13 protein-coding genes are annotated in these 11886 nt (G+C 65.2%); 11 read left to right on the forward strand and 2 right to left on the reverse strand.

Annotation, left to right across the window (positions count from 1 at the left end; genetic code table 11):
• Positions 1-104: 104 nt before the first annotated feature.
• Positions 105-320, forward strand: coding sequence for a cold-shock protein (locus tag RAD04_RS34875; protein WP_008544396.1), 216 nt, complete (start codon positions 105-107; stop codon positions 318-320).
• Between the two features lie 111 nt (positions 321-431).
• Here RAD04_RS34875 and RAD04_RS34880 read toward each other — a convergent pair whose 3' ends face one another.
• Positions 432-1055, reverse strand: a complete 624-nt coding sequence (locus RAD04_RS34880; protein ID WP_028140149.1) for an outer membrane protein — start codon at positions 1053-1055, stop codon at positions 432-434.
• Between the two features lie 249 nt (positions 1056-1304).
• Here RAD04_RS34880 and uvrC point away from each other — a divergent pair, with 249 nt between their 5' ends.
• From uvrC to RAD04_RS34925, 9 genes are all read left to right on the forward strand, one after another.
• Positions 1305-3359 carry an excinuclease ABC subunit UvrC gene (gene uvrC / locus RAD04_RS34885; protein ID WP_461627399.1) on the forward strand — a complete coding sequence of 685 codons (2055 nt, stop codon included), beginning with the start codon at positions 1305-1307 and terminating at the stop codon, positions 3357-3359.
• A gap of 97 nt (positions 3360-3456) precedes the next feature.
• Positions 3457-4074 carry a CDP-diacylglycerol--glycerol-3-phosphate 3-phosphatidyltransferase gene (gene pgsA, locus RAD04_RS34890; RefSeq protein WP_018318354.1) on the forward strand — a complete coding sequence of 206 codons (618 nt, stop codon included), beginning with the start codon at positions 3457-3459 and terminating at the stop codon, positions 4072-4074.
• A complete protein-coding gene (gene moaD / locus RAD04_RS34895) occupies positions 4071-4322 on the forward strand; it encodes a molybdopterin converting factor subunit 1 (RefSeq protein WP_018318355.1) in 252 nt (83 codons plus the stop codon). Before pgsA ends, moaD begins: the two co-directional genes overlap by 4 nt.
• Before the next feature lie 3 nt (positions 4323-4325).
• Entirely contained in the window at positions 4326-4808 is a 483-nt protein-coding gene (locus RAD04_RS34900; protein WP_461627400.1) for a molybdenum cofactor biosynthesis protein MoaE, read from the forward strand.
• Positions 4808-5767: a 50S ribosomal protein L3 N(5)-glutamine methyltransferase gene (gene prmB, locus RAD04_RS34905; protein WP_461627401.1), complete on the forward strand. Its 960-nt coding sequence runs from the start codon at positions 4808-4810 to the stop codon at positions 5765-5767. The genes RAD04_RS34900 and prmB overlap by 1 nt, the downstream gene beginning before the upstream one ends.
• A 92-nt stretch (positions 5768-5859) precedes the next feature.
• Positions 5860-6447 (forward strand): phage holin family protein, encoded by a 588-nt coding sequence (locus RAD04_RS34910; RefSeq protein ID WP_461627402.1) that lies wholly within the window; start codon positions 5860-5862, stop codon positions 6445-6447.
• Entirely contained in the window at positions 6448-7578 is a 1131-nt protein-coding gene (locus tag RAD04_RS34915) for a YihY/virulence factor BrkB family protein (RefSeq protein ID WP_461627403.1), read from the forward strand.
• Between the two features lie 148 nt (positions 7579-7726).
• Positions 7727-9220: an EAL domain-containing protein gene (locus tag RAD04_RS34920; RefSeq protein WP_461627404.1), complete on the forward strand. Its 1494-nt coding sequence runs from the start codon at positions 7727-7729 to the stop codon at positions 9218-9220.
• Between the two features lie 15 nt (positions 9221-9235).
• The gene (locus RAD04_RS34925; protein ID WP_028140142.1) at positions 9236-10090 is read left to right on the forward strand and encodes a TIGR01459 family HAD-type hydrolase; all 855 of its coding nucleotides are present in this window, start codon (positions 9236-9238) and stop codon (positions 10088-10090) included.
• A 113-nt stretch (positions 10091-10203) separates the two neighbouring features.
• Here the strand turns inward: RAD04_RS34925 and RAD04_RS34930 are convergent, their stop codons facing one another.
• The gene (locus RAD04_RS34930) at positions 10204-10599 is read right to left on the reverse strand and encodes a response regulator (RefSeq protein ID WP_008567674.1); all 396 of its coding nucleotides are present in this window, start codon (positions 10597-10599) and stop codon (positions 10204-10206) included.
• Positions 10600-10828: 229 nt separating this feature from the next.
• Here RAD04_RS34930 and RAD04_RS34935 point away from each other — a divergent pair, with 229 nt between their 5' ends.
• Positions 10829-11800, forward strand: coding sequence for a bifunctional riboflavin kinase/FAD synthetase (locus RAD04_RS34935; RefSeq protein ID WP_461627405.1), 972 nt, complete (start codon positions 10829-10831; stop codon positions 11798-11800).
• The last annotated feature ends 86 nt before the right edge of the window (positions 11801-11886 follow it).

The raw sequence follows: 11886 nt of genomic DNA on the forward strand, positions 1-11886 counted from the left end.
TGAAGTCCGCCCAAGGATGGCCAGCTCCCGGGCTCCGTAGTGCCCCGTCATGTCGTGACGTGAGTCTGCGTCGCGGCGGAGGAGCAATGAGGGGGAGTTTCCCGATGGCCATGACGGGAACGGTCAAGTTTTTCAACGGCGAACGCGGCTACGGATTCATCAAGCCTGACGACGGCGGCCGCGACGTCTTCGTACATATTACTGCTGTGGAGCGGGCCGGACTGAAGGACCTTGCGGAAGGACAGCGTATTACTTTCGAAGTCGAACCCGACAAGAAGGGGAAGGGACCGAAGGCGGTCAATCTGGTCATCCTGTCCTAGCGGGACTGACGCACAACATTCGCCGCAATACTTGGCGCAAAGAACACCTGGCGCAAAAAAATCCCGGCCGCGAGCGGCCGGGAGGTTGTGGTCCGGTATTTTCTTCTACTATCAGAACCGATAGTTCACGCCGGCGCGCACAACGCTGGCGCTATAGCCGTTTGACACCCCGGTAATTGCGAACTGAGTCGTCGACAGATCGATGTAGAGATATTCCAGCTTGGCGCTCCAGTTGGGGGCCAGACCGACTTCCGCACCGGCGCCGATGGTCCAGCCGGCGGTGGTGTGCGATTCCGTCCAGCCGAAGGTCTGCGCACGCAGCTCGCCGAAGGCGAGGCCGGCGGTGCCATAGAACAGCACGTTGCTGAAGGCATAGCCGGCGCGGCCGCGCAGGGTGCCGAACCACGGATTGGAGAATTTCCACGGCGCGAAGGTGTCGTCGGCACCGGCGGCCTGGATGTCGCCCTCGACGCCGAACACAAACGGGCCATTCTGGAAGTTGTAGCCGGCCTGCACGCCGCCGACGAAGCCCGACGGCTTCGAGGGGTTGTTGTCCACCGAGCCCCATTCATAGCCGATGTTGCCGCCGAGATAGGGACCCGCCCAGCTATAGGCGTTGAGCGGCTGGTTGACGGTATAGGGCGCGCGCTGACCGTAATTCATGTCGGCGGCCTCCGCCGAAGCTGTCCAGCCGGCGGCAACCAACGCGGCTGCGCCCACAACGAGCCTCTTCATCACTCACTCCAACGCAACTGCCGTCACCGCTGCGGCGCCCGCGCCGCCACGCAAGGCAAACCGCATGGTTACGGAACCACGACCTTTTCGCGTAAGATTTATCGAGAGTTTTAAGTTAAAGGGCTGTTAAGCCGGGTTACCGCGCTGTTAACAGGCTTAAGCAAGCGTTACCGGGAACTGCGCCGCCATCCTGTGCGTGCCGCACGGCCGGAACTTCAAATCGGCACCCCCAGCGCCTAAATTCGCTCCATGGTTCACGATTCCACCGACAATCCGGACGATCGCGCGCGCAAACCCGTGCGTGGCACCGCGCCGGACGTCCCAGCCGAGACGCCCCCGGATCTCGATCCCGCCACCAGCGGCGGCGATGACGAGGACGATGCCCGGCTGCCCGATATCCTGGAAGAGAGCGGCGCGGTCGGCGAAGGCCCGCTGGCGACCGGCCATGAGGCGATCGAGCGCGCGGTCCGCCTCGCCCCGACCTCGCCCGGCGTCTATCGCATGCTCAATGCGAATGCCGACGTGCTCTATGTCGGCAAGGCCAAGAACGTCAAAAAGCGCCTCTCCAACTATGCGCGCCAGAATGCGCCGCAGCCGGCCCGCATCCTGCGCATGATCGCGGCCACGGTGACCGTGGAGATCGTCTCGACCAACACCGAGACCGAGGCGTTGCTGCTGGAAGCCAACCTCATCAAGCAGCTGCGGCCGCGCTTCAACGTGCAGCTGCGCGACGACAAATCGTTTCCCTACATCCTGATCACCGGCGACCATTGGGCGCCGCAGATCCTGAAACATCGTGGCGCGCAGAGCCGGCCCGGGCGCTATTTCGGTCCGTTCGCCTCCGCCGGAGCCGTCAACCGCACCATCACGGCGCTGCAGCGCGCCTTCCTGATCCGCTCCTGCACCGATTCCTTCTTCGAGAGCCGCAGCCGGCCCTGCCTGCTCTACCAGATCCGCCGCTGCGCCGGCCCCTGCACCCGCGAGATCGACTTTCCCGGCTATACGACCCTGGTGCGCGAGGCGAGCGACTTCCTGTCCGGCAAGAGCCATGCGGTGAAGCAGGAACTTGCGGGCGAGATGGAAAAGGCGTCCGGTGAGCTCGAGTTCGAGCGCGCCGCGCTCTACCGCGACCGCCTCGCCGCTTTGTCGGCGATCCAGTCGCAGCAGGGCATCAATCCGCGCACGGTCGAGGAAGCCGACGTGTTCGCCATCCATCAGGAGGGCGGCTTCTCCTGCGTCGAGGTGTTCTTCTTCCGCACCGGTCAGAACTGGGGCAACCGGGCCTATTTTCCGCGCGCGGAGAAGACGTACACCCCGGAAGAGGTGCTCGGCTCCTTCCTCGCCCAGTTCTACGACGACAAGCCGCCACCGAGGAACATCCTGCTCTCGCACGAGATCGAGGAAAGCGAGCTGCTCGCCAATGCGCTGTCGATCAAGGCTGGCCACAAGGTCGAGGTCACCACGCCCAAGCGCGGCGAGAAGAAGGAACTCGTCGCTCACGCGCTGACCAATGCGCGCGAAGCCCTCGGCCGCAAGCTCGCGGACACCGCCACGCAAAGCCGCCTGCTCGACGCCATCGCCACGACGCTGAGCCTGCCGTATTCGCCCAAGCGCATCGAGGTCTACGACAACAGCCACATCCAGGGCACCAATGCAGTCGGCGCCATGATCGTCGCCGGCCCCGACGGTTTCGTGAAGAACCAGTACCGCAAGTTCAACATCAAGTCGGAAGGGATCACGCCGGGCGACGACTTCGCCATGATGCGCGAGGTGCTGGAGCGGCGCTTCAAGCGCCTGATCAATCCGCCCGAGGAAGGGGCGGCCAAAGCCAAGGACGACGATTTCCCGCAATGGCCCGACCTCGTCATCATCGACGGCGGCCGCGGCCAGCTCAACGCCGTGCGCGAGATCTTTGCAAATCTCGGCCTGACCCAGGTGTCGCTGATGTCGGTCGCCAAGGGACCGGACCGGGATGCCGGCCGCGAGACCCTGTTCATGCCGGAGCGTGAGGCGATCAAGCTGGAGCCGCGCGATCCCGTGCTCTACTTCATCCAGCGGCTGCGCGACGAGGCCCACCGCTTCGTCATCGGCTCGCACCGCAAGCTGCGCAAGAAGGACATCCGCGAGGCCGGTTTGCAGGAGATTCCGGGCATCGGCCCGTCACGCAAACGTGCCTTGCTGCATCATTTCGGAACCCTGAAGGAGATCGAACGGGCCTCGATCGCCGATCTCGGCAAGGTTCCGGGGGTCAGCGCCGAGAGTGCGCGCAGGATTTTCGAGTATTTCCATCCCCAGCCGGGATGAATTAAAGGGGGACCGCAGTCATATGATCGTCGTGTCCGCACCTCATTTGGGGTGCGGGGCGGTTGACGTTCAGGCAGCAGCGGTATTGGTAGGACGGATGAACATCGCCACCACACGAGGGACGACCAGCCGCGCGATGTCCCTCCCCAACATCCTGACCTATGGCCGGATCGCCGCGATCCCGGTCGTCGTCGGATGCATCTATGCGCAGTCGATTCTGGATCAGCCGCTCTGGCTGCGCTGGGTGGCGGTCGCCCTCTTCATCGCGGCCGCGGTCACCGATTACCTCGACGGCTATTACGCGCGGATCTGGAATCAGCAATCGGCATTCGGCCGGATGCTCGACCCGATCGCCGACAAGCTGCTGGTCGCCTCGTGCCTGCTGATGCTGGCCGCCGACGGCATCATCCATGGCTGGTCGTTGTGGGCCGCCATCGTCATCCTGTGCCGCGAGATCCTGGTCTCGGGCCTGCGCGAATACCTCGCCGCGCTCAGGGTCAGCGTGCCCGTGACCAAGCTTGCGAAGTGGAAGACCACGGTCCAGCTCGTTGCCATCGGCTTCCTGCTCGCGGGACCTGCCGGCGACGAAGTGGTGCCCGTCGTCTCGATGATTGGCCTCGCGCTGCTGTGGGCCTCGGCGATCGTGACCATCTATACGGGCTACGATTATTTCCGCGCCGGCATCCATCACCTCATCAAGGAGGACGAGGGATGAAGGTGAAGTATTTCGCCTGGGTGCGCGAGCGCGTCGGCAAGGCGGAGGAGACCATCGAGCCGCCGGCGACCGTGCGCACCGTCGAAGAGTTGATCGCCTGGCTGTCCGGCCAAAGCGAGGCCTATGCCTACGCGTTTGAGAAGCCGAAGGTGATCCGCACCGCGATCGACCACGCTCATGTCAAATCGGATGCCGCGATCGCGGGCGCCCGCGAGATCGCGTTCTTCCCGCCAATGACCGGCGGCTAGGCCATGACGTCCCCTGTCGCCAGCTGCCCCGTCACCATCCGTATTCAAGAAGACGATTTCGACATCGCGCGCGAGATCGCGGTCCTGACCAAGAGCCGGACCGACATCGGCGCGGTCGTGAGCTTCTCCGGCATCTGCCGCGCGGACGATGACAGCGCCAAGGTCGCCGCGCTCACGCTCGAGCACTATCCTGGCATGGCCGAGGAAGAGATCAGGCGCCATGCCGACGAGGCGACCTCGCGCTGGCCGCTGAACGGCGTCACCGTGATCCATCGCGTCGGCCGCTTCATGCCGGGCCAAAACATCGTGCTGGTGCTGACCGCCTCGCAGCACCGCCAGGCCGCATTCCATGCCGCCGAGTTCCTGATGGACTACCTCAAGACCAGCGCCCCGTTCTGGAAGAAGGAAGAGAGCGCCACCGGCACCGGCTGGGTCGAGGCCCACGCCCGTGACGACGAGGCCGCCGCACGCTGGACCAAATCCTGATGGCAAGAGCATCCAAAAAGACCGCGCGCGGCCGCGCCGCGCCGAAGCTCGCGACAGTCGGACGCGGCGAGCTCCTCACGCTGCTCGACTACGTCCGCTACGCGGTGAGCCGCTTCGTTGAAGCAAAACTCGCCTTTGCTCATGGCACGACCGATCCGGTCGCCGAAGCCGCCTTCCTGGTCTGCGAGGCGCTGCATCTGCATCCCGAACAGCTCGAAAGCTTTGCCAACGCGCGCGTCACGGCCGCCGAGGGCAAGACCGTCCTCGATCTGATCCATCAACGCGTCACCACGCGCAAACCGGCCGCCTATCTCGTCAACAAGATCTACATGCGTGGCCTGCCCTTCTATGTCGACGAGCGCGTCATCGTTCCGCGCTCCTTCATCGGCGAGCTGCTGGAGTCGCATTTCGGCGGCGACGGCGAGGCCGGATCGCTGATCGACGACCCTACGGGCGTCGAGCGCGTGCTCGATCTCTGCACGGGATCAGGATGCCTCGCCATCCTCGCCGCGCATCATTTCCCGAACGCCGCCGTCGATGCCGTCGACATCTCCAAGGGCGCGTTCGAGGTCGCCACGCGAAATGTCGGCGAATATGGGCTCGAGGACCGGATCAGCCTGTATCGCGGCGATCTGTTCGCCCCGCTCGACGATGCGCGTTACGACCTGATCATCACCAACCCGCCCTATGTCGACGCAGAAGGCATGGCCGCACTGCCGCCTGAATGCCGCGCCGAACCCAAGCTCGCCTTCGACGGCGGTGCCGACGGCCTCGACGTGGTCCGCCGCATCCTGGCTGAGGCGCCCGATCACCTCACCCCGGACGGCGGACTGATCTGCGAGATCGGCCGCGGCCGGGAATTGGTCGACGAGGCCTTCCCGGAACTGCCGCTGCTCTGGCTCGACACCGAGGACTCCGAGGGCGAAGTGTTCTGGATCGCGGCCGCCGATCTCGGCTGATTCGACACGGCGGACGGAGCTCCGTCGGAACAACTCAAATAGCGCCACGTTCATCCCCCGAACGAATTTTCTCGCTCTCGGAGGATGTCCGCATGCTCGCGCCATCGGGCGAATTGCTGCGCGCCGGCATGGCGCTGAAGCTCAACCACCTCAAGCGCGCCGCGCAATCCTATTTGCGTGACCGCACCAGCCAAGCCACCGGACGCGCGACATCCTACGCGGTCGCGGCCGGTCTGTTCGCAGTGGCCGGGCTGTTCGTGATCGCGACCTTCTTCGTCGGCCTGATCGCCCTCTACCGCTGGGTTGCAATCACCTACGGACAATTCTGGGGCTTTGGTGCCGCCGCCGCCGTGCTGCTGGTGCTCGCCGCGGTCTGCGCCGGCGTCGCCATAACGATGATGAAGCGGCCGACCAAGCAGATCGTACCGCTCGCCAGCCGGATGCGCGTTGCGATCGCCTCGCCGCGGATCCCGCGCGGAACGGTCAAGCAGGCGGTGAAGGAGGTCGCGACGACGATTCCCTTGGTGCCGCTCGCGCCGGGCGAGCGCGGCCATGGCAGAAGGGCCTCACCCGTTCGCACCAACCGGCCCGTGCAGCTTGGCCTGATGCTCGCGGCGATTGGGCTGGCGGGGTTCACGGCGGCGCGGCGCAGACGTCACGGTCAAAGATTGGACGCTTGAATGCTGGTGCGGCGCTCCGAACAGCTCGACTCCTGGCTGCTGGTGGCCGCCACGGCCGTGTTCGTGCTGACCGCAGAGCGCTACTTCCAGGACTCCGGCGTGGCCGGGTCGGGCCCTCCACGGGACCACCGCAGAGGCGAGGCGAATTCTCCGGAGACGCACCCCGCGCGCGCGGCCGTGCAGCCCGGCCATGGCCGCCGCGCCAAGAGCCCGTTTGAGATCCCCTGGAAGGGCTGGAAGGATATCTTCTGGCGGACCTATCAGCGCATCGACGAGGATCGCCTTCTGGCGACAGCGGGCGGGGTCGTGTTCTTCGGGCTGCTCGCGATCTTTCCGGCGGTCACGGCGCTGGTTTCCTCCTACGGCCTGTTCGCCGATCCCAAGACGATCAGCGCCAATCTGCAGACGCTCGCGACGATGCTCCCTGAGGGCTCGTTCCAGATCGTCGAGGATCAGGTGGCGCGCGTGGTCTCGCATGGCAGTACCACGCTCGGTGCGACGTTCCTGTTCGGCCTTGTGCTGGCGATCTGGAGCGCCAATGCGGGCGTCAAGGCGATCTTCGATGCACTCAACGTCGCTTATGAGGAGCGCGAGAAGCGCAGCTTCATCAGGCTTAATATGGTGTCTCTGGCCTTCACGGTCGGCGGCATCGTGGCGCTGCTGGTGATGGTGGGGCTTGTCGTTGCCTTCCCGCTGGCGCTCAATCATCTCGGCATGGCGCCCGAAAGCAAGCTGATCGTGGCGCTGGCACGATGGCCGCTCATGTTCCTCGTCCTGCTGGTGGCGCTTGCGATCCTCTACCGCTTCGCGCCCAGCCGCGATGCGCCGCGCTGGCAATGGCTCAGCCTCGGCGCGGTGATTGCCGCCATTCTCTGGATCGCCGGCTCGGCGCTGCTCTCCTGGTACCTCTCGGAATTTGCCAACTACAACGCGACCTACGGCTCGCTCGGCGCCGCCATCGGTTTGATGACCTGGATGTGGATGTCGGCGATCGTCATCATGTTCGGCGCCGAGCTGAATTCGGAGATCGAACGGCAGACGCTGAAGGACACGACCGAAGGGCCGCCCAAGCCGCTCGGCACCCGCGACGCCGTCTCGGCCGACACGGTCGGAGCCGCCGCGCCAGCCTGACCTCGCCCGAGAACGGGCTGCTATCCCCTCGAATCAACAATGATGTTAAGCTCATGCGGCTTGGGGGAGCACGAGGCGTGACGGGATCGTACAGCGGCCCGTGTTTTCCCGGGTGAGGCAGTCAGCTCTTTGAGGCTTAACGCGCGGCATGATTCGCATTTCGACGATCTTCATCGCCATCTGCATGGTACTGGTCGCGGCCTCGCTCGGGCTCGTGCTCTACGCAGTCGCCGGCATCAGCGGAACCGAATCCGCGATCGTGGCGCTGACTGCGCTGACCTTCCTGATCCTCTACAACGCGGTCTCGATGCGGCTGCGCGACCGCAGCGACGTCGGCGGCCAGATCGCCGACCTGTCGCGCGGCACCGCCGACCTCGCCCGCCAGGTGGCCGAATTCGGCCGCCGGTTAGCTGCGATCGAGGGACGCATCGCCTCGTCCAATTCGACCAACTCCGACCGCATCCAGTCGGTGGTCGGCGAGATCAGCGAGCTCGGCGGATTGGTCAGACAACTCGCCAGCACCGTATCGACCCATGAGGATCTGTTGGCCGGCAATGCGCCAGCGCCGGCTGCCGTTCCCGCTCCGATCGCCAGGCTGGAGCCGGAGGCGCCGATCGACCTGATTGCACCATTCGAGGAGCGGCCGGCGGCCCCTCCCCCGCTGCCCACACCGCCGTCACGACCGGCACCGGCGGTCCAGACCCAGGCCGCCAATCCGGTTCCGGCGGTCAACGGCCGCAACCAGACCCAGCTGCTGGCGACGCTGCGCAACGCGATCGACGAAAACCGCATCGACATCTTCCTCCAGCCGATGGTGACGCTGCCGCAACGCAAGGTGCGGTTCTACGAGGCGGTGACGCGCCTGCGTGACGAGCGCGACCAGCTGATCGCCGCCGAGGAGTTCATCAGCATCGCGGAAGCGTCCGGCCTGATCGGGCGCATCGACAACATGGTGATGCTGCGCTGTGTGCAGGTGCTGCGGCGCCTGATGGTGCGCAACAAGGACGTCGGCGTGTTCTGCAACGTCGCGGCCTCCACGCTCGGTAATTCCACCACCTTCGCGCAATGCCTCGACTTCCTCGAAGCCAACCGGGCGCTGGCGCCCTCGCTGGTGCTGGAGTTCAAGCAATCGACGTTCCGCAGTCTCGGCCCGGCCGAGACCGAGAATCTCGCGGCGCTCGCCCAGCGCGGCTTCCGTTTCTCGATCGACCATGTCACCGATTTGCGCATCGAGCCGCGCGAGCTGGCCGACCGCGGGGTGCGCTTCATCAAGGTGCCGGCCACCCTGCTGCTCGACCCCAGGCAGGCCTCCACCTCGGACATCCATCCCTCGGACCTCTCCGACCTGCTCGGCCGCTTCGGCATCGACCTGATCGCGGAGCGGATCGAAGGCGAGCGCGCGGTCGTGGACCTGCTCGACTATGACGTGCGGTTCGGCCAGGGGTTCCTGTTCGCGCCGCCCCGGCCATTGCGGCCTGAGGGGGCATCTGCTACCGGCGGGGCCTCGCCGAACCAGGCGCAGGACATTCAGGGATCCAATGGCTCCGTTCCCCCCAGCCAAGGCGCGACATCTGGCGCGACGTCAGCCGCTCCTCCGGCACAACGCATCACCGGCAACGCGGCGCTGGCGCGCCGCATTTGATCGGCGCTGCGCATCATGACCACACTGCATTTCGCCGAAAGCCTGCGCGAGCTCGTGGGCGGTGTCGATGTCGTGCTCAGCGACATCTGGGGCGTGGTCCATAACGGCCTCGAATCCTTCCCCGAAGCCTGCGAGGCGTTGCACACTTATCGCAGTCGCGGCGGTACGGTGATCCTGATCACCAACGCACCGCGCCCGGCCGATAGCGTGCAGCGGCAATTGCGCAAGCTCGGCGTCGCCGACGAGACCTATGACGCGATCGTTTCGTCCGGCGACCTGACCCGGCTCTATGTCGCCGAGCATCCCGGCCGCAAGATGTTCTGGCTGGGCCCCGAGCGCGACAACTCGATCTATCGCGGGCTCGACGCGAAAACCGCGCCGCTGGAGGAAGCCGACTACATCGTCTGCACCGGCCTCTATGACGATGAGACCGAAACGGCGGAAGACTATCGCGGCATGATGCTGAAGGCGCGCGAGCGCAAGCTGACGCTGGTCTGCGCCAACCCCGACATCGTGGTCGAACGCGGCGACCGGCTGATCTATTGCGCCGGCGCCATCGCGGAGCTCTATCGCGAGCTCGGCGGCGAGGTGATCTTCTACGGCAAGCCGCACCGGCCGATCTACGAGCGCGCGATGGCACTCGCCGGCGAACGCCAGGGCCATCCGATCGACCGGAAGAAAGTGCTGGCGATCGGCGATTCCGTCCGCACCGACTTAACCGGCGCGCGCGAATTCGGCATCGACTGTCTGTTCGTCACCCGCGGCATCCATGCCGAGGAGTTCGAGGGGCTCGACCAGCTCGACCCGGCATCGGTGATGGAATTGTTCGGCCACCCGCCGAAGGCGCTGATGCGCGAATTGAAGTGGTAGCGATCGTCATTCCGGGGCGGTGCGTTAGCACCGAACCCGGAATGACAGAAAAAACGCAGAAAGCCCGGGACAAGCCCGGGCCTTGCGAATTCAGCCGAAAACTCTGGCGACGCTTACGCGCTCGCCATGTCCGGGAAGACCGCCTCGATCTTGGTCTTCAGCGTCGCCGCGTTGAACGGCTTGACGATGTAGTTGTTCACGCCGGCCTTCTTGGCTGCGATCACGTTCTCGGTCTTGGATTCCGCGGTGATCATGATGAAGGGCGTGGTGGCGAGGTTCGGATCCGCGCGCACTTCACGCAGCAGGTCGTAACCCGTCATCGGCTCCATGTTCCAGTCGGAGATCACGAGCCCGTACTTCTTGCCGCGCATCTTGTTCAGCGCTGCCGAACCGTCGCTGGCATCATCGATGTTCTCGAAGCCAAGCTGCTTCAGCAGATTCCTGATGATACGGATCATGGTGCTGTAGTCATCCACCACCAGAACCGGCATCGACAAATCAACCGCCATCTCGACTCCCCCAACACAAACGCAGGAATATTACGATCGGACCTGCCCAAGCCGGAGCCCGGCAGTTCCACGCTCAAGGACTAGCACCAAGGCGTTAAACAGCGCGTTAATTGGGGACGCCCCCCAAGGACTGAAATCGCGTTCGCTGCGGCCGCCCCCTCCCGCTTGACTTCATCCGGCCGGTCGCGCCACGGTCCCGGCCGGTCCTGCCGGTTTGAGAATTCCCCTGATGGCTCCGCATTTTACCATTATCCGCGACACCACGCCGGACTCCGCGATTCCAAGGGGTGCCGTGGTCGCCATGGGCAATTTCGACGGGGTTCATCTCGGCCACCGCGCCGTGATCGCCGCAGCCCTGGAAATGGGCCGGGCGCAGGGCCGCCCTGCGCTGGCATTGACCTTCGAGCCGCATCCGCGGCGGTTTTTCAGCCCCAACACCCCTCAATTCCGCCTGACGGACGAGCGAGCCAAGTTGCGGCTTCTGGCCGGCACCGGGCTTGCCGGCGCCGTGGTCATGACCTTCGACAAAGCCCGTGCCGGAACCAGCGCTCAAGACTTCATTCACCATGACCTGATCGGACGGCTCGGCGTCAGCGGGATCGCGGTCGGCTATGACTTCCATTTCGGCAAAGGACGCGTCGGCTCGCCGAGCCTTCTGGTCAACGAAGCGCCCCGGCTCGGCATCGAGGTCGACGTGCAGCCCCATGTCGATATCGACGAGCGGCCGGTGTCCTCCAGCGCGATCCGGATCGCACTCGCCGAAGGCCAGCTGGACGAGGCCACTACCATGCTGAGCGCACCCTGGTTCGTCACCGGCGAGGTCATCCACGGCGAGAAGCGCGGCCGCGATCTCGGCTACCCCACCGCCAACATCCGCCTGGACGCCAATTGCGGCCTGAAGCACGGCATCTATGCGGTGCGGGTCGGCCGCGGGCCTGAGCGGCAGGATGGGGTGGCGAGCTTCGGCCGCCGCCCGACCTTTGATAACGGCGCTCCCCTCCTCGAGATCTTCCTGTTCGACTTCAAGGGCGACCTCTACGGGCAGGCTCTGGACTGTGCCTTCGTCGGCTTCATCCGCGAGGAGCTGAAATTCGACAGCTTGGAGGCTCTGATCCGGCAGATGGACGACGATTCCGCCCGTGCCCGCGCCATCCTGGCCGCCGCCCCGGACGCGTTTCCGCGGCTCGGCACCATCGATTGAGCCCCGACCCCAGCCTCCCCGAACCTTTGCGCTTCCCTTGGCCCCCTGCTATGGAGAACCCATGTTTTCGCGGCGCATCATAGGGA

Source organism: Bradyrhizobium sp. 25ACV (genome assembly GCF_054863005.1).

Coding starts and splice junctions, on each gene's coding strand:
- RAD04_RS34875 (WP_008544396.1), top strand. CDS start 105: ATGGCCATGACGGGAACGGTCAAGTTTTTCAACGGCGAACGCGGCTAC.
- RAD04_RS34880 (WP_028140149.1), bottom strand. CDS start 1,055: ATGAAGAGGCTCGTTGTGGGCGCAGCCGCGTTGGTTGCCGCCGGCTGG.
- uvrC (WP_461627399.1), top strand. CDS start 1,305: ATGGTTCACGATTCCACCGACAATCCGGACGATCGCGCGCGCAAACCC.
- pgsA (WP_018318354.1), top strand. CDS start 3,457: ATGAACATCGCCACCACACGAGGGACGACCAGCCGCGCGATGTCCCTC.
- moaD (WP_018318355.1), top strand. CDS start 4,071: ATGAAGGTGAAGTATTTCGCCTGGGTGCGCGAGCGCGTCGGCAAGGCG.
- RAD04_RS34900 (WP_461627400.1), top strand. CDS start 4,326: ATGACGTCCCCTGTCGCCAGCTGCCCCGTCACCATCCGTATTCAAGAA.
- prmB (WP_461627401.1), top strand. CDS start 4,808: ATGGCAAGAGCATCCAAAAAGACCGCGCGCGGCCGCGCCGCGCCGAAG.
- RAD04_RS34910 (WP_461627402.1), top strand. CDS start 5,860: ATGCTCGCGCCATCGGGCGAATTGCTGCGCGCCGGCATGGCGCTGAAG.
- RAD04_RS34915 (WP_461627403.1), top strand. CDS start 6,448: ATGCTGGTGCGGCGCTCCGAACAGCTCGACTCCTGGCTGCTGGTGGCC.
- RAD04_RS34920 (WP_461627404.1), top strand. CDS start 7,727: ATGATTCGCATTTCGACGATCTTCATCGCCATCTGCATGGTACTGGTC.
- RAD04_RS34925 (WP_028140142.1), top strand. CDS start 9,236: ATGACCACACTGCATTTCGCCGAAAGCCTGCGCGAGCTCGTGGGCGGT.
- RAD04_RS34930 (WP_008567674.1), bottom strand. CDS start 10,599: ATGGCGGTTGATTTGTCGATGCCGGTTCTGGTGGTGGATGACTACAGC.
- RAD04_RS34935 (WP_461627405.1), top strand. CDS start 10,829: ATGGCTCCGCATTTTACCATTATCCGCGACACCACGCCGGACTCCGCG.